Here is a 26,896-nt window from a genome sequence, read left to right on the forward strand (position 1 = left end):
TGGAGGCGCATTATAGGGAGTTTCCTGCGGCCCGCAACCCTTAAATGACAGAAAAATGACTGACTGCTGCATTCCACAGCAAAACCCCGCCTTATACCCATTTACGCACAGAGTTATCCACAATCGTAAGGAAATTATCTGTAAGCGTCCCTAAAAAGGGAGAGAATCGGTATGAAAACCTCTATATAGAAAGAAATTCACTCTACGCTATATAAAGAAGAAGGACTGACAACTTAAGCGCCATAATCCCTACCACCTTTGAATTACGCACCCCATCAGGCAATAATACCCGTACAAACCGTGATTTCAGGACCGTGATGAGATACTCCCTGCAACGTACTGCTATACGTAAACGCCCGATGAAGCTTGGCACCACCGTGATCCTCATGGTTAGTGCAGTACTCTTCTCCGTGCTGCTTGTCGTTCATCTGATTTATTTCTCGCAGATCAGCAACATGACGCGCGATGCATTAGCGAGTAAAGCGCTTGCGGTCGCGCGAACGCTAGCCAACTCTCCGGAGATCCGCCAGGGACTAATGAAAAAGCCCGAGGAAAGCGGCATTCAGGCGATTGCCCAGGCGGTGAATAAGAGCAACGACTTTTTGTTCATCGTCGTCACTGATATGCAAAGCATTCGTTACTCCCATCCCGAAGCGCAGAGAATCGGTCAGCCATTTAAAGGCGATGACATATTGCTGGCCCTGCAGGGTAAAGAGAATGTCGCCATTAATCGCGGATTCCTGGCTAAAGCTCTACGTGTATTTACTCCTATCTATGACGAACATCACCGGCAGATTGGCGTCGTGTCGATCGGCCTTGAGCTAAGCCGGGTGACTGAGCAGATCAATAACAGCCGCGGCAGCATCATCTGGTCCATCTTATTTGGCGTGCTGGTTGGACTGCTCGGTACATGGGTATTTGTCAAAGTTCTCAAGCGCATTCTGTTTGGTCTGGAGCCTTATGAAATCTCCAATCTGTTCGAACAACGCCAGGCGATGCTGCACTCTATAAAGGAAGGTGTCATTGCCGTTGACGAATGCGGTGAGGTGACGCTGATTAACCAAGCGGCGCAGGAGCTGCTGGATTATCACAAATCACAAGATGATGCCCAGCTCTCCACACTCAGCCATGCGTGGTCACAGGTGGTCGATTTTTCACAGGTACTACATGACGGAACGCCGCGCCGCGATGAAGAGATCATGGTGAAGGATCGGCTACTCTTAATTAACACGGTCCCGGTACTCAGCAACGGTAAAATCATCGGTGCCATTTCAACCTTCAGAGATAAGACTGAAGTCCGAAAACTAATGCAACGTCTGGATGGTATGGTCAACTATGCCGACGCACTTCGTGAACGATCCCACGAATTCATGAATAAATTGCACGTGATTCTGGGATTATTGCATCTGAAAAGTTATAAGCAGCTTGAAAATTACATCCTGAAGACAGCAAACAATTATCAGGAAGAAATTGGCTCGCTGTTAGGAAAAATAAAATCACCGGTGATCGCAGGATTTTTACTCAGTAAGATTAATCGCACATCTGATTTAGGCCATAGTCTGGTCATTAGCAATGAAAGCCAGTTACCGGAAAATAGCAACGAAGATCAGGTGGCGGTGCTGATTACCGTTCTGGGGAATCTGATTGAAAACGCCCTGGAAGCGCTAGGTCAAGAACCTGGTGGTGAGATCAGCGTATCCTTGCATTATCGACACGGCTGGTTGCATTGCGAAGTGAATGACGATGGTCCGGGGATTGCCCCCGAAAACATTGAGCACATCTTTGAGAAGGGCGTTTCGTCAAAAGGAACCGAACGGGGCGTAGGTTTAGCGCTTGTTAAACAACAGGTTGAAAACGTTGGCGGCAATATATCCGTCGAGTCTGAACCTGGGATCTTCACCCAATTTTTTGTACAGTTACCGTGGAATGGTGAGAGGGCCAGCAGATGATCAATGTCTTAATTGTCGATGACGATGCAATGGTAGCGGAATTAAACCGCCGTTATGTCGCGCAACTCTCCGGTTTTCACTGCTGCGGCACAGCCTCCACGCTGGAGAAAGCAAAAGAGATAATCTTTCATAGCGGTCATCATATTGATCTGATTTTGCTAGATATTTATATGCAAAAAGAAAACGGTCTGGACCTGCTACCGGTTCTGCACAGCGAAGGTTGCAAGTGTGATGTCATCGTCATCTCTTCCGCCGCTGATGCCACCACCATCAAAGATTCACTTCACTACGGTGTTGTTGACTACCTGATCAAACCTTTCCAGGCTTCCCGATTTGAAGAGGCGCTCACCGGCTGGCTGCACAAGAAAAATGAGATGGACAAGCATCAGTATTATGAACAGTCTGAGCTTGACCAGCTGATTCACGGCAGCTCTTCCAATGAACAGGAAGCACGGCGCTTACCCAAAGGGTTAACGCCACAAACGTTACGCACGCTGTGTCAGTGGATTGATGAGCACCAGGATCAAGAGTTCTCCACAGATGAGCTGGCCAACGAGGTCAATATCTCGCGCGTCTCTTGCCGTAAATACCTTATCTGGCTCGTCAATTGTCACATCTTATTTACCAGCATCCATTATGGCGTGACCGGCAGACCTGTTTATCGTTATCGCGTGCAGGCTGAACACTACTCATTGCTTAAACAATATTGCCAATAAATACACTTGGGATTATTTGTTATTTGAAAGTAACAATTATTAAAATAATGAAAAATCCCAATTTCACCAGCTGGAACTGTAAAATTATAAATTTGCGTTAGATCAAATATATTTGTATCCGACATGTTAAATGCATTATTTTAATATTGACAAACATCACACTGTTTTTAATTTCAAAATCGCTAACAAAAGTTAATTAAGTATTATCTAACTCGCAGAGTGTGTATTTTTACCCATAAAGGATTAGTCTGAAATTAACCAGACATACAAAATCTAGACTGGTAGCAATGGAGACCATGCTACGTACCATGGACACCGTACATTTTTGTGAGCAAATAAAAGTATCCGCACGCCGACCTCATCACATTATGAGATGGCGTGACTGCGATCACATAAATAATCTACTCACCCATTCTGTCGGTGGTTCACGTAATAGCGGAAAACGCAAAACAGATAAATTACAGCGTCAACCGCAGCTTTCCATGTTCAGCTCTGCTTCCCATCGCCTGAGGATTCTCTCCTCTGATCAAAGCCACAGAAAAAACCAAATATCGCCATAACTTTAAAAAAACATTCTAGCAAGACATTTGAACATTAATCGCAAATACGGATATATCGAATACTGACCATTTTTTGATGCTTATTCTGGCAAAAAAGAATGTGGCACAGATCCATTTTTCAAAAATTGACTGGGTTTTTCGCGAGGGTAAATAAAATGTTATTTAGTATACAACTTCTCATAATATTAATATGTTTGTTTTATGGTGCCAGAAAGGGCGGTATCGCGCTGGGTTTATTAGGCGGTATCGGCCTGGTCATTCTGGTTTTCGTTTTCCATCTCCAGCCGGGTAAACCACCTGTAGATGTAATGCTGGTTATTATTGCCGTGGTGGCCGCATCGGCAACCTTGCAAGCCTCCGGCGGCCTTGACGTTATGCTGCAAATCGCTGAAAAGCTGCTGCGCCGTAACCCAAAATACGTTTCCATCGTCGCACCTTTCGTTACCTGCACCCTGACGATTCTCTGCGGTACAGGGCACGTGGTATACACCATCCTGCCAATCATTTATGACGTTGCCATTAAGAACAATATTCGCCCGGAACGTCCGATGGCGGCGAGTTCTATCGGCGCGCAGATGGGGATTATCGCCAGCCCGGTTTCTGTAGCTGTTGTGTCACTGGTGGCAATGCTGGGTAACGTAACGTTTGAAGGCAAGCATCTCGAATTCCTCGACCTGCTCAGCATCACCATCCCGTCTACCCTGTTGGGTATCCTGGCGATCGGTATCTTCAGCTGGTTCCGTGGTAAGGATCTGGATAAAGATGAAGAGTTCCAGAAGTTCATTTCCGTACCTGAAAACCACAACTATGTGTATGGCGATACCGCCACGCTGTTAGACAAAAAGCTGCCGAAAAGCAACTGGCTGGCCATGTGGATCTTCCTGGCCGCTATCGCCGTTGTTGCCGTGCTTGGCGCGTTCTCTGAGCTGCGTCCTACCTTTAGCGGCAAACCGCTGTCAATGGTGCTGGTTATCCAGATGTTCATGCTGCTGACTGGTGCGCTGATTATTATCCTGACGAAGACCAATCCCGCTTCAATATCTAAAAACGAAGTCTTCCGTTCCGGTATGATCGCGATTGTGGCGGTGTACGGTATTGCCTGGATGGCCGAAACAATGTTCGGCGCGCACATGACAGAAATCGAAGGTGTGCTGGGCAATATGGTGAAAGAGTATCCGTGGGCCTATGCAATTGTTCTGCTGCTGGTATCCAAATTTGTAAACTCCCAGGCAGCGGCGCTGGCAGCGATTGTTCCGGTCGCGCTGGCAATCGGAGTTGATCCCGCGTACATCGTGGCTTCTGCTCCGGCATGTTACGGTTACTACATTCTACCGACCTACCCGAGCGATCTGGCTGCTATCCAGTTTGACCGTTCCGGCACCACCCACATCGGCCGCTTCGTTATCAACCACAGCTTCATTCTGCCTGGCTTGATCGGCGTAAGCGTATCCTGTGTCTTTGGTTGGATCTTCGCCGCAATGTACGGTTTCCTGTAATCACAGTTCGCGTGCCGTCCACGTTGGTACGGCACGCCACCATGAAGACACAGAGAATTTTAAAATTCCTGAGAAAAATGAAAAGGCTGGAAGCAAATGTCAAAAGTTGAATTCACTTACCAGGCGGCTTTCCCACTGGGGGAAGACAAAACTGAGTACTACCTGCTGACATCCGAACACGTCAGCGTCGGCGAGTTTGAAGGCGAAACAATCCTGAAAGTAGCCCCTGAAGCACTTACGCTACTGGCCCAGCAAGCCTTCCACGATGCCTCCTTCATGCTCCGCCCAGAACACCAACAGCAAGTCGCCTCAATTCTCCATGATCCCGAAGCCAGCGAAAACGATAAGTACGTGGCACTGCAGTTCCTGAGAAACTCCGAAATCGCCGCCAAAGGCGTGTTGCCAACCTGCCAGGACACCGGTACGGCAATCATCATGGGTAAAAAAGGTCAGCGTGTTTGGACCGGCGGCGGCGATGAAGCGGCGCTCTCCAAAGGCGTATTTAATACCTATATCGAAGATAACCTGCGCTACTCGCAAAACGCGGCGCTGGATATGTACAAAGAAGTGAATACCGGCACCAACCTGCCCGCACAGATCGATCTGTACAGCGTGGACGGTGACGAATACAAATTCCTGTGCGTGGCCAAAGGCGGCGGCTCAGCCAACAAAACCTATCTGTATCAGGAAACCAAAGCGCTGCTGACTCCCGGCAAACTGAAAAACTTCCTGGTTGAGAAAATGCGTACGCTGGGTACCGCAGCTTGCCCGCCGTACCACATCGCATTCGTCATTGGCGGCACGTCAGCGGAAAGCACCCTTAAAACGGTGAAGCTGGCCAGCACACACTACTATGACGCGCTGCCGACTGAAGGCAATGCTCACGGCCAGGCGTTCCGCGATCTGCAACTGGAACAGGAACTACTGGAAGAAGCGCAAAAACTCGGCCTTGGCGCTCAGTTTGGCGGAAAATACTTCGCACACGATATCCGCGTGATCCGCCTGCCTCGCCACGGCGCGTCCTGCCCGGTTGGTATGGGCGTTTCTTGCTCCGCAGACCGTAACATCAAGGCCAAGATCAACCGCGAAGGGATCTGGATTGAAAAACTGGAACATAACCCAGGTCAGTACATTCCAGAATCTCTGCGCCAGGCGGGCGAAGGCGAAGTGGTTAAAGTTGACCTTAACCGCCCAATGAAAGAGATCCTCGCCCAGCTCTCTCAGTACCCGGTTTCTACTCGTCTGTCACTGAGCGGTACTATCATTGTTGGTCGTGACATTGCCCACGCGAAGTTAAAAGAACGTATTGAGTCCGGCGAAGGTCTGCCGCAGTACGTGAAAGATCATCCGATCTACTACGCGGGTCCGGCCAAAACGCCTGCAGGCTACCCGTCCGGTTCTTTAGGTCCAACCACCGCGGGTCGTATGGACTCCTACGTTGACCTGTTGCAGTCTCACGGCGGCAGCATGATCATGCTGGCAAAAGGTAACCGTAGCCAGCAGGTGACTGACGCCTGCCACAAACACGGCGGCTTCTACTTGGGCAGCATCGGTGGACCGGCAGCGGTACTGGCGCAGCAGAGCATTAAGCATCTGGAATGCGTGGAATACCCGGAGCTGGGAATGGAAGCTATCTGGAAAATCGAAGTAGAAGATTTCCCGGCTTTCATCCTGGTCGATGACAAAGGCAACGATTTCTTCCAGCAAATCGTCAGCAAACAATGCGCTAACTGCGCGAAGTAACCCATTCGGCCCGGCACTGGACTGGCACTAAATTTTTGGCGTCAGTCCAGCGATCCCCCCGGGCCAACTTTATCCCCCCATTTACTGGTATTGAATTTTTGCCGTTCACAGGGAATAGTGACCTTTTCCATTACGTGTGAATTCGCAATGCTCCGCACTCTGAACCCCACAATCTTGCGCACTGGCGCATTGATCCTGGCGCTGATTCTTATCTACACCGGTATCTCTGCCTCTGAGAAAATCACCTGGCTGATGGAAGTCACGCCAGTCATTATTGTCGTCCCGCTGTTGCTGGCTACCATGAAGCAGTACCCATTGACGCCGCTGCTTTATACGTTGATTTTCTTGCACGCCATCATTCTGATGGTAGGTGGGATGTATACCTACGCCAAAGTTCCCATTGGTTTTCAGGTTCAGGAATGGCTGGATCTCAGCCGTAACCCCTATGACAAGCTGGGCCATTTCTTCCAGGGGCTGGTACCAGCCCTGACGGCAAGAGAGATTTTAGTGCGCGGCAATATTGTCCGTGGTCGTAAGATGCTGTCATTTCTGGTCTGCTGCGTAGCGCTGGCGATTAGCGCAATGTATGAACTGATCGAATGGTGGGCGGCGCTGGCAATGGGACAAGGTGCGGATGACTTCCTTGGCACGCAGGGTGACCCGTGGGATACCCAGTCGGACATGTTCTGCGCCCTGCTCGGTGCGTTAACAACGGTCCTCGCGTTGGCGGGCTGGCACAATCGGCAGTTGAAAACGGCCGGAGAGCGCTAACGCTTCTCCGGCAATCTACGCTACCTACTACGATACTTGATAACCAGAATCGGCAAGGCGAACAACAGTGTCAGAAAGTTCGCCATGCTGACGGCAGTATCTTCAATCAATAATCCGTAAATCAGCCACAAAACCAGCCCGCACACAAACATCACATACATCAAACCGGAGATACCTTGCGTATTGCGGGTGGTAATAACCTTAATGGCTTGCGGCAAGAAAGAGAGCGTCGTCAGGCTGGCCGCCAAATATCCAATCAACGATTGCCATTCCATCGCTATGCCTTCACATCGCCTGGAGCCACTACCGCAATAGCCGGGATATCCGGTTGCTCATGGTGCTGCGGCACCTTGCGATACTTATCCAGTAAATGGATCTGGATCCTGCGCAGGGTGTCGCCATTCAGTCGATAAAAGCGGAAATACAGGACTAAGGTCACCACAAAAAAGAGTGCGGGTAGCGCTATCATAATAAACTGCATGCCAATGATGGTTTCGGCAGACTGCGCGACATTTGGCGCGTAATTAATCACCCCGAGTATCAACGCGATAAAGAAAGCGGCAAATGCTGACCCACCTTTTACCACCATTGTCTGCACCGAATAAGCGATACTTTCACAACGAACATTAAGTTTGTATTCACCGTAATCAACGGTATCCGCCACCATAATGACCTGCAACACCCAGAAAAGCGCAGATCCAATATTTAGTAAAACACCAGCAATAACAATCAGTAAGATATTATGGAAATCTGCCAGCGCCATCACCAGTAGTACGCTACAGCTAAGCACCGGCAGCACCGATGCCCCAGCCCACAAGATCCGTCGTGACAACGCGCTTACCAACCGAGGAAAGAAAATCAGCGTCAGCAGGTTTGCCGCACCTGCGTAAGACATGTAGTACGGGAAGAGACTTGCATCGCCAATCACGTAGGTAAAATAGTAAATGGCAAAGCCAGCAATGATATTGGATGCAATATTGTAAGCCAGTGCCATACCTAACAGGCAGGTTAGCTGGTCATTTTTATAAATGAGCCCAACGATCGCTTTCAACCCAAGACGACTGCTGTCTGCCGTGGCCTCACTGTCTGACGAAAAAACCTCATGCACATTCCGTAGCGTCACAACGGTGGAAACGATAAAGAACGCGATGAGAATGAGCGTAAACATCTGAAAACCAAAACCACGATCGGCTCCGCCAACATAGCTCACAAAGGGTAGCGTCACGCCTGCGGTAACAAACCCGGCAAGGCTGGCGAAGAAACGCGGATACGGCACCAGTTGTTCACGCTCGCGTTTATCCAGTGTAATGGTTGGCACCAGTGACCAGAATGGAATATCCATAATGGTGTAGGTCATTCCCCATAATATATACGTCACGCAAACAAATACGACCTGCGCAGTACCCTCAAAAAGATGTGCGCTAAAAAGCAAAAACAGCACCAATGAGTTCGCCAGCGTACCGAGCAAGATCCAGGGTTTAAATTTTCCCCAGCGAGATCGGGTGGCGTTCACAATCCAGCCCATGATGGGATCGTTTACCGCATCCCAGATCCTTGCCGCCAGGAACAACGTTCCGACCAGCCCCACCGATAATCCCACCACGTCGGTGTAGTAATACATCAGGTACATGTACACAATTCCGATGGCGAAATCCTTACCAAACGCTCCAAATCCATAACTGAGTTTTGTTGTCAGAGATATGCTCATAGGGTATCGGGTCGCTGTTACCAGCGCCCGCCTTCTGTAAGAGGAAACGTCAGAGGTTAAACGCCGGATACAATGCCCGGCGTGATTGTGTATTAACGGTGCAGCCAGGCCGGCAGCCAGTCGCCGTGAGACGCGATCAGGTCGTCCACCAGCGCATAAATCTCTTCAATCCCCAGTACAGCGGCGGTATGCGGATCCATCATCGCCGCGTGATAAACGCGATCGCGATTCTCCATCAGGATGGCTTCCGTTAGCAGGGTCTGAACATTGATATTGGTTTGCATCATGGCCGCCAAATGTGACGGGAGAGTCCCGACTTTCGTTGGCTGAATACCATTCGCATCGACCAGACAAGCGACTTCAACGCAGCAGCCTTGCGGCAGGTTATCGATCAGATTGTCATTGCGAACGTTGCCATACACGACGCTCGGTTCACCGGTCCAGATAGCGTTCATGATAGTGCTGGCATATTCGCGCGACGGTTTAATGTCGATCCGCTCAGCCGTTTTGTACTCTTCCAGCTCTTTTTTCCAGTTCGCCAACTGTTCCACACAACGTTTCGGATATTCATCCAATGGCACCTTATAGCGCTCAATCAGATCTTCACGCCCCGGTTTGATAAACCACGGCGTATATTCAGCGAAGTGCTCCGACGATTCGGTGACGAAATACCCCAGTTTTTTGAACATTTCATAGCGCACAATGTTCTGGCAACGGGTATTTCCGTGAATATTTGGTTTCGGCGCCTGACCGGATTCATAGGCCGTCAGCAGCTCCGGGTAGAGATTCACATAGGCACCGTCCGCCGTTTTGCGCTCCAGCTCCAGATAAAACGCCATATGGTTGATCCCGGCACTGCGATAGCGCAAAGAAGCAGGGTCGATGTTCAGATCGCGGGCCAACTCCTCCGCCGTCCCCTGCACCGAATGACACAACCCAACCTGCTTAATATGCGGATAACGTGCATACATTGCCCAGGTGTTCATTGCCATCGGGTTAACGTAGTTAAGCATCGTGGCCTGCGGACAGACTTCGGTCATATCCTCACAAATCTGCCATAAATGCGGGATGGTACGCAGCGCGCGCATGATGCCGCCCGGCCCCAGCGTGTCGGCAATCGTCTGCTCCAGACCATGGCGTTTACACACCGTAAAATCGGTGACGGTACAAGGTTCATAGCCGCCAATCTGGAAAGCGACCACTACAAAATCAGCATCCTGTAATGCTGCTTTTTGATCGGTATAGCAGGTGATTCGTCCAGACGCGCCCGCAGAATCCATCAACTTGCGCACAACAACGTGTGATTCTTCCAGACGCGTAGGATCGAGATCCATCAAGGCGATATGCGCAGATTTAAGCGCATCGCGGTGAAAGACATCCCCAAGAATATTTTTGACGAAAATCGTGGAACCGGCGCCGATAAAGGTAATTTTGGGTGCAGACATCATGACTCTCCAGAACATTAGTGAACACAGTCATGGTGGCACAGCGCATAGATGAAAACCTCCGACTTCCCTGCCGAGCATTCCCATAAACTCAGATCATCACTCTGCGCCCTATTGGATCTGAGTTTATGGGACAAAATTACCCAAAAAGCAGAGTATGCGGCCGCAAAATGTCGCTATGCTCAATGGTAACGGTCCAATTTGTGTCCTGATTCTCAGCCTTAATACGTGTTAAATGACATGATTCTGATAATTCAGGAAATGGAGCAACCATGAGTACATTACCGACATCGCCTCTCCCTCCCGATCCGCACATGTGCAGTAGCGATGAAGAACAAACCCGCAGCCCGCTATCGCTGTACTCAGAATATCAACGGATGGATATCGAGTTGCGCTCACCGCATGCTATGCCTGCCAGCCACTGGCATGGGCAGGTGGAGATCAATGTTCCGTTTGATGGTGACGTCGAGTACCTTATCAACAATGAAGTCGTGCAGATAAAACAGGGACACATCACGCTATTCTGGGCCTGTACACCGCATCAACTCACGCGTCCGGGCAGCTGCCAAAGTATGGCTATCTTCAATTTACCGATGCACCTTTTCCTCTCCTGGCCGCTGGATCGCGAGCTGATCAACCATGTTACCCATGGAATGGTCATCAAATCGCTGGCGTCGCAGCAGTTGAGCACCTTTGAGGTTCAGCGCTGGCAACAGGAACTGAGCAACCCGAACGAACAAATTCGCCAGCTCGCCATTGATGAAATTGGTCTGATGCTCAAACGGTTTAGCCTTTCCGGTTGGCAGCCTATCCTGGTCAATAAAACCTCGCGGACCCACAAAAACAGCGTGTCGCGGCACGCCCAGTTTTACGTCAGCCAAATGCTGAGCTTTATTGCCGACAACTACGATCAGGCGCTCACCATCAACGACGTCGCGGAACACGTGAAGCTCAACGCCAACTACGCGATGGGGATTTTCCAACGCGTAATGCAACTCACCCTGAAGCAGTACATTACGGCAATGCGGATCAATCACGTCCGCGCATTGCTCAGCGATACCGATAAAACCATTCTCGACGTTGCGTTGACCGCCGGATTCCGATCCAGCAGCCGTTTTTATGACACCTTTAGCAAGTTTGTCGGCATGTCGCCGCAGCAGTACCGCAAACTAAGCCAGCAGCATCGGCAAACAATCGCAGGTTGATATCATTCGGCAATATCAGTATCAGCCAAAAAAATATTCCCCCTGTCGATAAACGGCGGTGAAAAACCGCCAACAAGCAAACATAACACACTGTTTAAAAACAAATTAAACACAAATCAGGCTACTTTTTACCCGCTTTACAGCCCATTTTGACAGGATAATACTTGCCTGCGTCACATTCATACGGTGTGTCTGCAATTCATAGATTGCAACCTTTCCACAACCGGGTAAAAGATGATGAAAGTATTAATTGTTGAAAGTGAGTTTCTGCATCAGGACACCTGGGTCGGTAGCGCTGTCGAACGTCTGGCTGACGCATTAAGCCGCCAAAATGTTACCGTCATTAAGTCCACCTCATTCGACGATGGTTATGCAATCCTCGCCGCCAATGAAGCCATTGATTGTCTGATGTTCAGCTATCAAATGGAACAACAAGACGAGCACCTGAACGTCAGGCAATTGATCGGCAAGCTCCACGAGCGCCAGCAAAACGTTCCCGTTTTCCTGCTGGGCGATCGCGAAAAAGCCACCGCATCGCTGGATCGCTACCTGCTGGAGCTTGTCGATGAATTTGCCTGGATTCTGGAAGACACCGCAGACTTTATCGCCGGGCGCGCCGTTGCGGCAATGACCCGCTACCGCCAACAGCTTCTGCCACCGCTGTTCAGCGCGCTGATGAAGTACGGCGACATCCATGAGTACTCCTGGGCAGCACCGGGTCACCAGGGCGGCGTCGGATTCACCAAAACGCCGGCCGGTCGTTTCTACCATGATTACTATGGTGAAAACTTATTCCGTAGCGACATGGGTATTGAACGTGCATCGCTCGGCTCGCTGCTGGATCATACCGGCGCGTTTGGCGAGAGCGAAAAATATGCCGCCCGCGTGTTTGGCGCTGACCGCTCCTGGTCTGTAGTGGTCGGGACTTCCGGCTCTAACCGCACCATCATGCAAGCTTGTATGACCGACAACGACGTCGTAGTGCTGGATCGTAACTGCCATAAATCCATCGAGCAGGGGCTTATCCTCACCGGGGCAAAACCGGTGTATATGGTGCCAAGCCGCAACCGGTACGGCATTATCGGGCCTATCTACCCGCAGGAAATGCAGCCTGAAACATTGCAGAAAAAGATCAGCGAAAGCCCGCTGACCAAAGGTAAAGCCGGGCAAAAACCGTCTTACAGCGTTGTGACCAACTGTACCTACGACGGTGTTTGCTACAACGCCAAAGAGGCCCAGGACCTGCTCGCGCAAACCAGCGATCGCATCCACTTCGATGAGGCCTGGTACGGCTATGCTCGCTTCAACCCAATTTATGCCGATCACTACGCCATGCGTGGCGCGCCGGGCGATCATAACGGTCCTACCGTTTTTGCCACCCACTCAACCCACAAACTGCTGAATGCGCTTTCTCAGGCATCTTACATTCACGTTCGTGAAGGTCGTGGGGCCGTGAACTTCTCCCGCTTTAACCAGGCGTACATGATGCACGCCACTACCTCTCCGCTGTATGCCATCTGCGCCTCAAACGACGTGGCGGTCTCCATGATGGATGGTAACAGCGGCCTGTCACTCACCCAGGAAGTGATCGACGAAGCGGTCGATTTCCGTCAGGCCATGGCACGGTTGTACAAAGAATTCACCGCCGAAGGCGACTGGTTCTTCAAACCGTGGAACAAAGAGATTGTGACCGATCCGCTGACCGGCAAAACCTATGACTTTGCCGATGCGCCAACCCAACTCCTGACCACCGACCAGAACTGCTGGGTTATGCGCCCGGGTGAATCCTGGCACGGATTTAAAGACCTGCCGGATAACTGGAGCATGCTGGACCCGATCAAAGTCAGCATTCTGGCACCGGGGATGGGCGACGATGGCGAACTGGAAGAGAACGGCGTACCGGCCGCACTGGTCACCGCCTGGCTTGGCCGTCACGGCATCGTGCCGACCCGTACCACCGATTTCCAGATTATGTTCCTGTTCTCCATGGGTATTACCCGCGGGAAATGGGGCACACTGATCAACACGTTGTGCTCTTTCAAACACCATTACGATGCCAATACCCCGCTGGCACAGGTGATGCCAGAACTGGTTGAGGAACATCCAGACACTTACGCCAACATGGGCATTCACGATCTGGGCGACACCATGTTCGCCTGGCTGAAAGAGAACAACCCTGGCGCACGTCTTAACGCGGCCTACTCCGGCCTGCCTGTTGCTGAAATCACCCCGCGTGAAGCCTATAACGCGATAGTCAGCGATAACGTTGAGATGGTGGCCATTGAAAATCTGCCGGGTCGTATAGCCGCGAATTCCGTTATTCCTTACCCACCAGGAATTCCGATGCTGCTGTCCGGGGAAAACTTTGGCGACGCCAATAGCCCGCAGATTAGTTATCTACGTTCGTTGCAGTCCTGGGACCACCACTTCCCTGGATTTGAACATGAAACCGAAGGAACGGAAATTATTGACGGTGTGTACCACGTTATGTGCGTGAAAGCATAATGTCGTTTTATAGATAGTCCGATGTTTAAGGTAGACATGTCATGCTTGAGTAATTCCTGAGTATTGCTGCAAAACAATAACATTGTCATACCTTTTTGCGCGGGACCACCCCGCGCTTTTTTTATACGCAAATAGCGCCTTTCCACTTGCGTACAAAAATGTGTACATAAGAAAAATCCCGCCAAACATTGTAATTAATTTCAGACACGTTATTTTATTGCAGTCCTGGTTTCATCATACAATTTCAATTTAGCCGATTTGGCTCATCCGATGTTGAGCTACGGTGTTTTATGTTCATATTCCTGGAGTTGGGTATGAGGCTTTGCAGCAAAGAAGCTTGTGTTGTTGTATTAACGGAGAAGGATGTTTGGTTAAGGATTAACGGTAAAGAAGCCATCAGTTTAAAAGCTAATCATATGGCACTGGTGGCATGCGATAATAATATTATCGATTTCTCATCACTTAATAACGCATTGGTCGTACATATCAGCCGCGATATCATTAAAGATTATCTGCGCTTTTTAAATAAAGACCTTTCACAGATCCCACTCTGGCAACGCAGTGCCAGCCCAGTGATGACCGCCGCGTGTCTGACGCCGGATGTCTTCAGGGTGGCTGCCCAACATAGCGTAATGGACACAGTGAACGAAGCTGAAAGAGAGCGTACACGCTCGCTACTGTTCACGGTGTTATCACGCTTTCTCGACAGCAAAAAGTTTATTTCTTTGCTCATGTATATGCTACGCAACTGTATCAGCGATAGCGTTTATCACATTATTGAGAGCGATATACATAAAGACTGGAATTTAAGCATGGTTGCCAGTTGCTTATGTCTGAGTCCCAGTTTGTTAAAGAAAAAGCTCAAAAGTGAAAATACAAGTTACAGCCAAATAATTACCACATGTCGCATGCGATATGCTGTCAATCAATTACTGATGGACGGCAAAAACATTTCTCAGGTCTCTCAACTGTGTGGATATAACAGTACCTCATACTTTATCTCCGTATTCAAAGAGTTCTATGGGATGACGCCTCTGCATTATGTTAGCCAACACAGGGAGCCATCCGCCGCCTGATTTTTAATCAGTTAGCGATAAGCCATAATAATATCAGCATTAGCGATACCCCAGCTCCGTCATCATTAAACAGACTTTTGACGAGGTATGATAAGGCGTCATTTATCCTTATCAGGAGTTAAAAAATATGTCGACGGATGCTGATGCTCACAAAGTGGGCTTAATCCCCGTCACCCTTATGGTGTCGGGGAATATTATGGGTTCCGGTGTATTCCTGCTACCCGCAAACCTTGCGTCAACTGGCGGGATTGCAATCTACGGATGGTTGGTCACGATTATCGGTGCTCTGGCACTGTCGATGGTGTACGCCAAAATGTCGTCCTTAGACTCCAGTCCCGGTGGTTCTTATGCTTACGCCCGCCGCTGCTTCGGTCCTTTTTTGGGCTACCAGACCAACGTGCTGTACTGGCTGGCCTGCTGGATTGGTAACATCGCCATGGTGGTCATTGGCGTCGGTTACCTGAGCTACTTCTTCCCCATCTTAAAAGATCCGCTGGTCCTGACGCTAACCTGCGTCGTAGTGCTGTGGATCTTCGTATTACTGAACATTGTCGGACCGAAAATGATCACCCGCGTGCAGGCCGTCGCAACGGTACTGGCACTGGTGCCAATTGTCGGGATTGCCGTCTTCGGCTGGTTCTGGTTCCGCGGTGAAACCTATATGGCAGCCTGGAACGTCAGCGGGATGAACACCTTTGGCGCGATTCAAAGCACTCTGAACGTCACCTTGTGGTCATTTATCGGGGTGGAAAGCGCCTCCGTTGCGGCTGGCGTGGTTAAAAATCCCAAACGTAACGTACCTATCGCCACCATGGGCGGCGTGCTGATTGCCGCTGTTTGCTACGTGCTCTCCACCACCGCAATCATGGGTATGATCCCTAATGCGGCGCTGCGTGTATCAGCCTCTCCGTTCGGTGATGCCGCACGTATGGCGCTGGGTGACACCGCTGGGGCGATTGTTTCCTTCTGTGCTGCTGCCGGGTGTCTTGGTTCTCTGGGCGGCTGGACGCTGCTTGCCGGGCAAACCGCCAAAGCCGCAGCCGATGACGGCCTGTTCCCACCGATTTTTGCCCGCGTGAACAAAGCCGGTACGCCAGTGGCCGGGTTAATTATTGTCGGCATCCTGATGACCATCTTCCAGTTCAGCAGTATGTCGCCGAACGCAGCGAAAGAGTTTGGTCTGGTCTCTTCGGTTTCCGTTATTTTCACCCTGGTGCCGTATCTGTACACCTGCGCCGCGCTGCTGCTGCTCGGCCATGGCCACTTTGGTAAAGCACGCCCGATGTACTTACTGGTGACCTTTATCGCCTTTGTCTACTGCATCTGGGCGGTTGTCGGTTCCGGCGCCAAAGAAGTGATGTGGTCGTTCGTCACGCTGATGATCATCACCGCGCTGTACGCACTGAACTACAACCGGATCCATAAAAACCCGTATCCACTGGATGCCCCGGTAAACAATAACTAACTTAAGCAATCGTCATTGCCCGATGGCGTCAGTTCATCGGGCCTACGCTGCCTCGCTGATATTCGAAAAATCAACATTAAGAACTTAAGGTTGGCTTAATTTTACTTTGAGAGGATTTGCGCCACATAGTCGATGGAACCCCCTTAATGTTAAAGCTCTTGTTTAAAAGGCCCACTCTCGGGCTAATCAGCTGGCTCCTGCTGATCTCATTTTATCTTGCGACCTTCCTGAACATTGCGTTCTATAAACAAGTGCTGCAAGACCTGCCTCTGGACTCTGTGCGTAACGTGCTGGTGTTTTTATCAATGCCGGTGGTCGCGTTCAGCGTCATGAACATCGTGCTGACGCTGGCCTCATTCCTGTGGCTTAATCGCCTTGTGGCGTGCATTTTCATTCTGGTTGGTGCATCGGCCCAATATTTCATCATGACCTACGGCATCATCATCGACCGCTCGATGATCGCCAATATGATGGATACTACGCCCGCTGAAACCTTCGCCCTCATGACGCCACGAATGGTGCTTACACTTGGGATCAGCGGTATTCTGGCCGCGCTCATTGCCTGCTGGGTAAAAATCAAACCGATCACGCCAGTCATGCGCAGCATACTGTTTCGTGGCGCGAACATTCTGATCTCCGCGCTGCTGATCGTGCTGGTCGCTGCGTTCTTCTATAAAGATTACGCCTCACTGTTTCGTAACAACAAAGAACTGGTGAAATCCCTCAGTCCATCCAACAGCATTGTGGCGACGTCATCCTGGTATTCACACCAGCGACTGGCCCACCTGCCGCTGGTGCGCATTGGCGAGGATGCACATCGCAATCCATTGATGGTAAAAGAAAAGCGTAAAAACCTGACGATTGTGGTTCTCGGCGAGACCTCGCGCGGCGATAACTTCTCGCTGTCAGGCTACTCGCGCCAGACCAACCCGCTGCTGGAAAAAGATGATGTGGTCTATTTCCCCCGCACCACATCCTGCGGAACGGCAACGGCAGTATCAGTACCCTGCATGTTCTCGGACATGCCACGCGCGCACTACGACGAAGAACTGGCACAGCATCAGGAAGGCGTACTCGACATCATTCAGCGGGCGGGAATTAACGTTCTGTGGAACGATAACGACGGCGGCTGCAAAGGGGCTTGCGACCGGGTTCCACACCAGAATATGACTAAGCTGAACCTGCCAGGGCAGTGTATTGACGGTGAATGCTACGATGAAGTCCTGTTCCACGGGCTGGAAGAGTACATTAATAACCTGCAAGGCGACGGCGTGATTGTGCTGCATACCATCGGCAGCCACGGTCCGACCTATTACAACCGCTATCCTGCGCAGTTTAAGAAATTTACGCCAACCTGCGATACCAACGAAATCCAGACCTGTTCGCAGCAACAGTTGGTGAATACTTACGACAACACCATTCTTTACGTTGACTATATTGTTGATAAAGCAATCAATATACTGAAAGAACACCAGGATAATTTCACCACCAGCCTGGTCTATCTTTCCGATCACGGCGAATCCTTAGGGGAAAATGGCGTCTATTTGCACGGCCTGCCGTATTCGATTGCACCAGATACGCAAAAACATGTGCCGATGCTGCTGTGGCTCTCCGAGGATTATCAGCAACGCTATCAGGTCTCTCAGACATGTTTGCAAAAACGGGCAAGCTCAGAAGACTTCTCGCAGGATAATCTCTTCTCAACTCTGCTGGGATTAACGGGCGTGCAAACACAGAAATATCAGGCGGCAGATGATATTCTGCAACCCTGCCGGGGAGGCTAAACGAATGAAAATTCTGATTGTTGAAGACGATACGTTGTTATTACAGGGACTGATACTCGCCGCGCAAACAGAAGGCTATGCCTGCGACGGCGTATCAACGGCCCGTGCAGCGGAGCAATGTCTGGAAACCGGACATTACAGTCTGGTTGTTCTGGACCTGGGTTTACCGGATGAAGACGGCCTGCATTTCCTGAACCGGATCAGGCAGAAAAAATACACCGTGCCGGTGCTTATTCTCACCGCCCGTGACACGCTCAAAGATCGGGTCAGCGGGTTGGACGTGGGCGCCGATGACTATCTGGTCAAACCGTTCGCACTGGAAGAACTGCACGCCCGCATCCGGGCACTTCTGCGTCGCCACAACAATCAGGGTGAAAGTGAATTAATTGTCAGCAATCTGACGCTGAATATCGGTCGTCGCCAGGTGTGGATGGACGGACAAGAGGTTATCTTGACGCCGAAAGAATACGCACTCCTGTCACGCCTGATGCTCAAAGCGGGCAGCCCGGTACACCGGGAAATTTTGTATAACGACATCTACAGCTGGGATAACGAACCGTCGACCAATACGCTGGAAGTGCATATTCACAATCTGCGCGATAAAGTCGGTAAATCACGCATCCGCACGGTCAGGGGATTTGGCTATATGCTGGTCGCCACTGAGGAAAGCTAAGTGAAACCGCTGCAATATCTAAAACAACCGCTCCCGCTTCGTCATCGCCTGATGTTGACGATTGGTCTTATTCTGCTGGTCTTTCAGTTGATTAGTACCTTCTGGTTGTGGCACGAAAGTACCGAACAAATACAGTTATTCGAACAGGCGCTACGCGAAAATCGTAATAACGATCGCCACATCATGCATGAGATCCGCGAGGCTATCGCCAGCCTGATCGTCCCCGGCATCTTTATGGTCAGCCTGACGTTGCTGATTTGCTATCAGGCGGTGCGACGAATAACCCGCCCGTTGGCAGATCTGCAAAAAGAGTTAGAAGCGCGAGCAGCCGATAACCTGGCCCCAATTGAAATTCACAGCTCAACCGTTGAGATTCAGGCCGTTGTCTCAGCGCTCAACGAGCTAGTGACACGGCTGACCAGCACTATTGAAAACGAACGCTTATTTACCGCCGATGTCGCCCACGAACTGCGTACACCGCTGTCAGGCGTTCGCCTGCATCTGGAATTATTATCCAAAACCCATAAGGTCGACGTTACGCCGTTAATTGCCCGCCTTGACCAGATGATGGACAGCGTATCGCAACTGCTGCAACTCGCCCGCGTCGGACAGTCGTTTTCAGCCGGGAGTTACCAGAATGTCAAACTGCTGGAGGACGTTATTCTGCCCTCCTACGATGAACTCAACACCATGCTGGACCAACGTAAACAGACGCTGCTCCTGCCACAAAGCGCGGCGGACGTTGTCGTGCGTGGCGATGCTACGCTGTTGCGGATGCTGCTACGAAATCTGGTGGAAAACGCGCATCGTTACAGCCCGGAAGGCACCCATATTACGATTATCCTGAACACCGAGCATGATGCCGTCCTGGCCGTCGAAGATGAAGGGCCGGGCATTGATGAAAGTAAATGCGGGGAGTTAAGTAAAGCATTCGTCCGAATGGACAGCCGTTTTGGTGGGATTGGGCTGGGGCTGAGCATTGTCAGTCGTATCACCCAGTTACATCAAGGGCATTTCTATCTGCAAAATCGCCAGGGAGCCAGCGGCACTCGCGCATGGGTGGAATTGGCGAAAGATCAGTAAGAGCTCACCCACACATACAAAAAGCTGCTAACAATCAGCACACTGCATACGGTGGTCAAACTTTCATAAATACGGGTTTTCATGACACTCTCCTCCGAAACTATGGAGGAGAGTTTGCCTGACACAGATTAAGCCAACCTTAAGTTGATATCATAAGACACCTTATCCGGCCTACTGAGTACTACGCTGCCCGTAGGCCTGATAAACGTAGTGCCATCAGGCAATAACACCGTTACTCTTCAATACGCGGATGCTGCTGCACCAGACGCGTGCGCTTAACCTGTAGCTCAGCAATTTCCTGATCGATATCTTCGATTTTCTGTTCAATGTTATCGTAGTGTTCGCCGAGGATCTCTTTCGCTTCCTGAATATCCGAAGCAGCAGGTGTCGCGCCTTTCAGCGGCTGATTAGCCGTCTCTTTCATGGTCACGCCGGTAATCAAACCTACTACCGCAATCACCATCAGATAATAAGCAGGCATCATCAGATTCTGCGAGCTTTCCACCAGCCATGCGGCCAATGTCGGAGTCAGACCGGCGATTAATACCGAGATATTAAACGCGGCGGCCAGCGCACTGTAGCGAATATGCGTCGGGAACATCGCTGGTAACGTTGACGCCATCACCCCGGTAAAGCAGTTGAGGATCACCGCCAACATCAACAATCCGGCGAAAATCAGGCCGATGACGTTACTGTTAATCAGAATAAATGCCGGAATCGCCAGCACAAACAGCGCAATACTGCCCATGATCACAAACGGACGACGCCCGAAACGGTCGCTGAGCAACCCCATAATCGGCTGCACAAACAGCATACCAATCATGATGGCGATAATAATCAACACGCCGTGGTCTTCAGAGTAATGCAGGTTATGCGACAGATAGCTCGGCATATAGGTGAGCAGCATGTAGTAGGTGACGTTGGTGGCAATCACCAGACCAACACATGCCAACAGGCTGCGCCAGTGCTTAGTTGCAATCTCTTTAAACGAGACCTTAGGACCTTCCTGCAGACCCTGACGATCGCCCTGCTCCAGTTTATCCACGTGCTGCTGGAACGCCGGCGTCTCTTCCAGCGCATGGCGCAGGTACAGACCAATCAGCCCTAACGGTAGCGCCAGGAAGAACGGAATACGCCAGCCCCACTCAAGGAAGTTATCCTCGCCGACGATAGTTGAGATCAGGACCACCACGCCCGCGCCCAGCACAAACCCGGCAATCGAGCCGAAGTCCAGCCAACTGCCCATAAATCCGCGCTTACGGTCTGGCGAGTACTCTGCGACAAAAATCGATGCCCCGGTATACTCTCCGCCGACCGAGAACCCCTGCGCCATCTTACACAGCAACAGCAGAATCGGTGCCCAGATACCAATTGAGGCATACGAGGGAATAAGACCGATACAGAAGGTACTGATCGACATAATCACAATGGTGATAGCGAGTATCTTCTGGCGACCATATTTATCGCCAAGCATACCGAAGAACAATCCGCCAAGCGGTCGAATCAGAAAGGGAACAGAGAAGGTGGCGAGTGCGGCAACCATCTGCACGCTGGGGTCAGCCCCCGGGAAAAACACTTTACCTAATGCGTAAGCAACAAATCCATAAACACCAAAATCGAACCACTCCATCGCATTACCTAACGACGCTGCGGTAATGGCTTTTCGCAATTTACCGTCATCAATGATGGTAACGTCGCGCAGCGTTATTGGTTTTATTTTTTTCCTTTTTAGCATACTCGTCCTCATAGACTTAGCCCTGTCACGCTCCAGTTCGAGTCCCCCAACGCCCATGCGTCAGGGTCATCACCGAGCGGGGAACGCACAGGCGCATTCCCTGTAACAAGCGTAGCAGGTTTACTTACACTGACGAGAAACGCACAGTACAACCGAACCTGTTGACGCCTGATTGGGCGGTTAATGACCTCTTTACCCTAACAGCGTTTAAATTTGTGATCAACTTCACATATAGTTTTTCATTTCGTCAACATGCGTAAATTAGGTCATTCTTAGTCAGCTTTTTTACATGTAATGCTTGCGATTTAATGACAATTAAATACAAAAATAAATCGCTTTATTGCACCAACAATCACAGCGGTCACTATTATTCTGCTAGCAAAAAAACCACCTAATCCCTTCACAAAAAGATCACAGCTTTTTTAATAATCAGAGCGACCGAGAACTTTTGCTCGGAATATGTGATGAAGATAACTAAAACATCGTTTTATTTTGATTGAATCAATGTTCCCATGAATGCAAACTAATTCCAGACGCAATATCCCTGGGAGCAGCAACACGCTCAACGTATGCCGCGTTAGATTTTATAAAACAAAGAGATAGCGATTTTCTTTGTTAAGAGACACCAGTAACCATTTGAATTTATTAATTTTTACCCTCTTGCGCGAGTTTTAGCAGAGACAAGACATGAGGACGTTTATGAAAATTAAAGCCACGATTGAACGCATCCCCGGCGGAATGATGTTGATTCCTCTGTTATTAGGCGCAGTGTTAAATACGTTAGCCCCGGATACCGGTGCGTATTTCGGTTCGTTTACCAAAGGAATGATCAGCGGAACGGTACCGATTCTGGCAGTGTGGTTTTTTTGTATCGGCGCATCTATTGATTTACGGGCGACCGGTACGGTATTACGCAAGTCCGGTACGCTGGTAATAACCAAAATAGCCGTTGCGTGGGTAGTGGCAATGATTGCTGCTTCATTTATTCCTGATACCGGTATTCAAACCGGGTTCTTTGCAGGCCTCTCAGTTTTGGCAATTGTCTCCGCAATGGACATGACCAACGGTGGTTTGTACGCCAGCCTGATGAACCAGTACGGCACCAAAGAAGAGTCCGGCGCATTTGTGTTGATGTCTCTGGAATCCGGTCCGTTAATGACCATGGTGATCCTCGGCTCCGCGGGTCTGGCCTCCTTCGAGCCACACCATTTCATCGGCGCGGTATTACCGTTCCTGATTGGTTTTACGTTGGGCAACCTGGATCACGACCTGCGTTCTTTCTTCAGCAAAGCCACACCGGTGCTGATCCCGTTCTTCGGCTTCGCGTTGGGTAACACTATTAACCTGAGCGTGATCGTTGATACCGGTCTGCTGGGTATCCTGCTGGGCGTCGCGGTTATCGTCATCACCGGTATCCCGCTGATTATTGCTGACCGTGTTATTGGTGGCGGGAACGGTACGGCAGGCGTCGCAGCCTCCTCAGCAGCAGGTGCTGCGGTAGCAAACCCGGTGATTATCGCCCAGATTAACCCGGCGTTCGAACCGGTTGCCGCATCCGCTACGGCGCTGGTTGCCGCCAGCGTAATTGTCACCGCCATTCTGGTGCCGATTATCACCGCGCTGTACGCCAAACGTTTTAATAAAAACCTGGTCGCCAACGAAGCAGTGGCCACCCCGGCAGACTCTCTGCACCACTAAACCTGCCTTTATCCTACTCACCAGCCCTGCTCAATTGACGAGCAGGGTCGGTGCAAAAATCTCCTCAACCATCGCATCGACCAGCCGCTTTGCCGAACACAATCGCGGCATTCCCAGCGCCACATTTTGCCAACGCTGCGTCACCGACCAGCTCACAGGATGACGTTGCGCATCGCACCAGCTCCCCAGCCAGCTCAGCATATCGTTATACTCGCCCGATCCGCCGACAGCTGGCGTGCTGAGCCAATGATGATAGTAATGACGCGTAGCGGGCGCTGCATTCACGCTGTCCGCCAATGCCTGAGCAGCCATGGTTCGCAGGTTGTCTTTTAGCATTAACACCACATCGGCATTCGCTAACCGGCAGGCATCACCAAAAGCTCCCCAACGTAGCTCCTCCAGCGCGACAAAACAGCGTCCTGGTAACGACCAGCCGTCATACGCGCCAGCCCGCCAGCGGGTAAAAATTTGTTCGCTATGCTCGCCCGCCTGAACCGTCAGGCCGCGCTGGGTCAGCGCCTTCTCTTTATACGCCGCGCGTTGGGTAAACCAATCAGTCAGTGAATTTATTTGCTGTAAAAGACCGGGGGTTGAAAGCCCACGCGGGTGTTCTGTTTGTTGCAAAAACATTAGCCCTTCGGCGATCCGTACCAGCGCCAGATGACCCGGGTCAATCATGCCTGCCAGCTTCTCCACCAGCTTAAGGCGCATCACCAGATGTTCGCTGGACACTCCTGCCATCACCCACGCACGCAGTTGCGTCTGGGATAACACTTCCTGCGTCAGACGCGCGCGCAGCCGCTGCTGCTGCTGCAGAAAACCGCCGGAACGTTTGGTTTCATCTCCCTGAACCAGATCGACCATAAACTTCGGGTAGACACACTCCAGCGTCCTCCCGGGGCCTTCCAGTAAAACGTTAGTCATGTGTGCTCGGTTGCAAAAAGGGTATTGATATCGTCACGCAGCAATCGGGAATCTTCATAAAGCCATGCCGCAATCGTAATGCGCTGTTGCAATTGCTCATTCATTGCATTCACCGCAGATTCATTTTGTTGGCGTAGCGTCAGACTCTCACTCAGACTCGCCTGCAATTGCGCCAGACACAGAGAGAAATCAGCAAAAAATGTGGCCATGCCAGCCGTAACGGAGATATCGACCTGAGCAGCTAAAGCTTTACGAATTTGTTGGCAAAACTGGGAGACGTACTGCACAAGGTTTTTATGCAATGCGCCCATATCAATGAGATAACGCGTTTTTGTTTCGACGTAATCATTCCATCCCCAGTTGGGTTGATTTAGCCAACGAGAGAAAGTGTCACGCACCACACCGCCAGTAGACGGCGCATTTTCTGCCGGAATATCCTGCTCAATGGCCTCGTTAAACAATTGGCGGGTATTGAAATTAAACATCGCCGTATGGAACGCTGGAAAACGGATCCGCGCACGAAAACCGGCGTGGTTTAGCTCCTCTTTCACCCTTTGCTCAATTGGCCGCATCGCGTCATTTAGCGCCCGGGAGAGCGTCGACTCAAGCTGTTCAAAACGCAGGGCTAAGTCCCGGCTGATGCTTTCCTGCGCCGCCAGCAATACCCCCTCACAGGACGAGCGAATTTTATCTAACACAATTTTCGCCTGCCCTTCATCATGCAACACCAACATCTCTCCGGCCATTTCTGCCGTATTCACAGCATTCCCCAGACCGTGTTGTGACATCATCAGGACGTTTTCTTTGACAAAGAACGTGTTGATACCGCAAAGAATCTCGGTTTGTTGCTCACTGAGATAGGCAGCAGCAGCCTCCAGCGCCAGTTCTACTTCATGGCTGACTTCATCGCTCACCCGCCCCTGGCTCACTTCTAACTGCTGCATATCCTCTTCAATATGCGTGATGTTCAGCCGCAGTTTGTCATAGGCGACCGTTAACCCATGGGCGCGAAATTCCAGATATTCGTGCACGCTTTGTGCATAGTTCAATAACTTATGTGACGCTGAGCGAAGCGCATACAGCGAAGCATTAGCATAAGCGGCATGGATCACTTTCTGGATCGGCTGTTCAAACAGCGAGTCTTCCCACAACAGGTCGGCGGCATGGCGGATGTGTTCCGTATCGTCAAGATCGGTGGTGCGCCAGCGTCTGCCAAGCGCCGCTTCGGCAAAATCCTGCACCCAACGTTGCTCCTGATGATCCGGCAGTCGCCCGCGCATCGTCAGCTCATGACGCGCCCTGTTCGCCAGATAGCCCCACATTGAGGAAACCGGATAAATTCTCTCAGGGGAGATTCCGCCTTGCATCAACGTGCCGGAAATCAACGCCCGCACCTGTTCTTCATCATCACTGTTGCGGTCTTTCTGATCGAATTTATTGACCAGCGCATATAACGGCACTGACTTGCCGACCGCCATAATCGCCTGACGCACTTCCTCATCGGAAATCGATTTCAGTTGGGTGTAATCCAACACCGCCAGCACCGCAGAGGCCCGCACCAGCTGTTCATTGAGCATTTTTTGTAAGTGCGGTTGTCCCGCCTCGTTCGGCCCCGGGGTATCCAGCAGCGTTAATTGCCCTGGGTAGCTTGCCTGTCCGGCCAAATGGACAAACTCAACCTCAATAACCGGAATATGCTCAATCGCGGCATAAGCAGCAAAAGGAAAATCAACGTCCAATGCTTTTGACAGGCGCACCAGGTCGTTCAGGCTTTTGAGGCAATGGAAAATAGGCTGTGCGCCAAGATAATACCGTTCAAATGCCACACCATTTTCAATATGTTGCAGCAGAACATTCATATCCTTGTCAATTTCCAGGGTCTGCGTAAGACGCAGGCGATCGCACTCGCGCACGCGCTGCTGCAAAACCTTCATTAAGGCATCGATCGGCGCGACATGTGAAAAATGCAGCACCGGCTCTTTCTGCCCCGGCGTATGGCGTATTAGCGTTGGTAACGCCGTCATGGGGCGATTACGATTAGGTAAAACTTCTGTACCTACAATCGCGTTAATCGTCGTCGATTTTCCCGCTTTCATCGTGCCAACAATCGCCAGCACCATTTCCAGACGCGTAATCTTGCGCAGCTCATTATTGAGCGTTGCTTGCTGGACATCCATGCCACGCGCGCTGAAATGCAGGGGCTGAACAACCTGACTGCTCTGCTCTCCTTGTTTTAGCGCGACATCATCCAACGAGGTCACGGGCAATTTTTGCAATTGCCTGAGATGTTCAAGCGAGAGCATCAGCAAGCGTTCCGCTTCCTGACTTAATTCATATATTGTCTGTGTGTGCATGGAAAA

Annotated in this window: 20 protein-coding genes; 13 read left to right on the forward strand and 7 right to left on the reverse strand. The window is 50.7% G+C overall.

The genetic code is table 11. From position 1 onward, the window contains the following. Window positions 1-317 precede the first annotated feature (317 nt). The 5 genes from OGX92_RS17720 to OGX92_RS17740 all read left to right on the forward strand — a co-directional run bounded on the left by OGX92_RS17720 (window position 318) and on the right by OGX92_RS17740 (window position 7,235). On the forward strand, window positions 318-1,949 hold the full coding sequence (locus tag OGX92_RS17720) for a sensor histidine kinase (RefSeq protein ID WP_003826772.1): 1,632 nt from the start codon (window positions 318-320) through the stop codon (window positions 1,947-1,949). Further along, window positions 1,946-2,665: a two-component system response regulator DcuR gene (gene dcuR, locus OGX92_RS17725; RefSeq protein ID WP_008786975.1), complete on the forward strand. Its 720-nt coding sequence runs from the start codon at window positions 1,946-1,948 to the stop codon at window positions 2,663-2,665. The genes OGX92_RS17720 and dcuR overlap by 4 nt, the downstream gene beginning before the upstream one ends. Before the next feature lie 715 nt (window positions 2,666-3,380). Continuing rightward, on the forward strand, window positions 3,381-4,721 hold the full coding sequence (gene dcuB, locus OGX92_RS17730) for an anaerobic C4-dicarboxylate transporter DcuB (RefSeq protein WP_003031873.1): 1,341 nt from the start codon (window positions 3,381-3,383) through the stop codon (window positions 4,719-4,721). 96 nt (window positions 4,722-4,817) lie between these two features. Then, complete coding sequence (gene fumA, locus OGX92_RS17735) at window positions 4,818-6,464, forward strand: class I fumarate hydratase FumA (protein WP_057068411.1); 1,647 nt, start codon at window positions 4,818-4,820, stop codon at window positions 6,462-6,464. Between the two features lie 147 nt (window positions 6,465-6,611). Next, window positions 6,612-7,235 carry a DUF2238 domain-containing protein gene (locus tag OGX92_RS17740; RefSeq protein ID WP_032934135.1) on the forward strand — a complete coding sequence of 208 codons (624 nt, stop codon included), beginning with the start codon at window positions 6,612-6,614 and terminating at the stop codon, window positions 7,233-7,235. A gap of 20 nt (window positions 7,236-7,255) precedes the next feature. On the opposite strand, the gene OGX92_RS17745 is transcribed toward OGX92_RS17740, so the two are convergent. From OGX92_RS17745 to melA, 3 genes are all read right to left on the reverse strand, one after another. Then, window positions 7,256-7,510 carry a SemiSWEET transporter gene (locus OGX92_RS17745; RefSeq protein WP_003826761.1) on the reverse strand — a complete coding sequence of 85 codons (255 nt, stop codon included), beginning with the start codon at window positions 7,508-7,510 and terminating at the stop codon, window positions 7,256-7,258. Between the two features lie 2 nt (window positions 7,511-7,512). Next, window positions 7,513-8,943 carry a melibiose:sodium transporter MelB gene (melB, locus tag OGX92_RS17750; RefSeq protein WP_286586888.1) on the reverse strand — a complete coding sequence of 477 codons (1,431 nt, stop codon included), beginning with the start codon at window positions 8,941-8,943 and terminating at the stop codon, window positions 7,513-7,515. 92 nt (window positions 8,944-9,035) lie between these two features. Then, window positions 9,036-10,391: an alpha-galactosidase gene (gene melA / locus OGX92_RS17755; protein ID WP_154816719.1), complete on the reverse strand. Its 1,356-nt coding sequence runs from the start codon at window positions 10,389-10,391 to the stop codon at window positions 9,036-9,038. A 269-nt stretch (window positions 10,392-10,660) separates the two neighbouring features. Here melA and melR point away from each other — a divergent pair, with 269 nt between their 5' ends. The 7 genes from melR to pmrB all read left to right on the forward strand — a co-directional run bounded on the left by melR (window position 10,661) and on the right by pmrB (window position 20,179). Further along, on the forward strand, window positions 10,661-11,593 hold the full coding sequence (gene melR, locus OGX92_RS17760; protein ID WP_003826756.1) for a transcriptional regulator MelR: 933 nt from the start codon (window positions 10,661-10,663) through the stop codon (window positions 11,591-11,593). 237 nt (window positions 11,594-11,830) lie between these two features. Next, window positions 11,831-14,098: an arginine decarboxylase gene (gene adiA, locus OGX92_RS17765; RefSeq protein ID WP_286586905.1), complete on the forward strand. Its 2,268-nt coding sequence runs from the start codon at window positions 11,831-11,833 to the stop codon at window positions 14,096-14,098. Window positions 14,099-14,412: 314 nt separating this feature from the next. Further along, window positions 14,413-15,174, forward strand: coding sequence for an AraC family transcriptional regulator (locus tag OGX92_RS17770; RefSeq protein WP_008786968.1), 762 nt, complete (start codon window positions 14,413-14,415; stop codon window positions 15,172-15,174). Between the two features lie 127 nt (window positions 15,175-15,301). Beyond that, complete coding sequence (gene adiC, locus OGX92_RS17775; RefSeq protein WP_003031853.1) at window positions 15,302-16,639, forward strand: arginine/agmatine antiporter; 1,338 nt, start codon at window positions 15,302-15,304, stop codon at window positions 16,637-16,639. A 146-nt stretch (window positions 16,640-16,785) separates the two neighbouring features. Continuing rightward, a complete protein-coding gene (eptA, locus tag OGX92_RS17780) occupies window positions 16,786-18,423 on the forward strand; it encodes a phosphoethanolamine transferase EptA (protein WP_003826749.1) in 1,638 nt (545 codons plus the stop codon). Window positions 18,424-18,427: 4 nt separating this feature from the next. Next, window positions 18,428-19,096: a two-component system response regulator PmrA gene (pmrA, locus tag OGX92_RS17785; protein WP_003826748.1), complete on the forward strand. Its 669-nt coding sequence runs from the start codon at window positions 18,428-18,430 to the stop codon at window positions 19,094-19,096. Window positions 19,097-19,105: 9 nt separating this feature from the next. Further along, window positions 19,106-20,179 carry a two-component system sensor histidine kinase PmrB gene (gene pmrB / locus OGX92_RS17790; protein ID WP_122973900.1) on the forward strand — a complete coding sequence of 358 codons (1,074 nt, stop codon included), beginning with the start codon at window positions 19,106-19,108 and terminating at the stop codon, window positions 20,177-20,179. Here pmrB and pmrR read toward each other — a convergent pair. Beyond that, entirely contained in the window at window positions 20,173-20,262 is a 90-nt protein-coding gene (gene pmrR / locus OGX92_RS23490; protein WP_003826741.1) for an LpxT activity modulator PmrR, read from the reverse strand. The two genes, pmrB and pmrR, sit on opposite strands and share 7 nt — an antisense overlap. Before the next feature lie 149 nt (window positions 20,263-20,411). Continuing rightward, the gene (gene proP / locus OGX92_RS17795; RefSeq protein WP_003826737.1) at window positions 20,412-21,914 is read right to left on the reverse strand and encodes a glycine betaine/L-proline transporter ProP; all 1,503 of its coding nucleotides are present in this window, start codon (window positions 21,912-21,914) and stop codon (window positions 20,412-20,414) included. Between the two features lie 699 nt (window positions 21,915-22,613). Between proP and kdgT the strand changes: the two genes are divergently transcribed. Continuing rightward, on the forward strand, window positions 22,614-23,612 hold the full coding sequence (gene kdgT / locus OGX92_RS17800; protein WP_003826735.1) for a 2-keto-3-deoxygluconate transporter: 999 nt from the start codon (window positions 22,614-22,616) through the stop codon (window positions 23,610-23,612). A gap of 30 nt (window positions 23,613-23,642) precedes the next feature. On the opposite strand, the gene OGX92_RS17805 is transcribed toward kdgT, so the two are convergent. Together OGX92_RS17805 and crfC are read right to left on the reverse strand one after the other, a co-directional pair. Then, the gene (locus OGX92_RS17805) at window positions 23,643-24,536 is read right to left on the reverse strand and encodes a diguanylate cyclase regulator RdcB family protein (protein WP_003826733.1); all 894 of its coding nucleotides are present in this window, start codon (window positions 24,534-24,536) and stop codon (window positions 23,643-23,645) included. After that, window positions 24,533-26,890 (reverse strand): clamp-binding protein CrfC, encoded by a 2,358-nt coding sequence (gene crfC, locus OGX92_RS17810; protein WP_286586889.1) that lies wholly within the window; start codon window positions 26,888-26,890, stop codon window positions 24,533-24,535. The genes OGX92_RS17805 and crfC overlap by 4 nt, the downstream gene beginning before the upstream one ends. Between the last annotated feature and the right edge of the window lie 6 nt (window positions 26,891-26,896).

The sequence above is a fragment of the Citrobacter sp. Cpo089 genome, assembly GCF_030332695.1.
Taxonomy (GTDB): Bacteria; Pseudomonadota; Gammaproteobacteria; order Enterobacterales; family Enterobacteriaceae; genus Citrobacter; species Citrobacter portucalensis.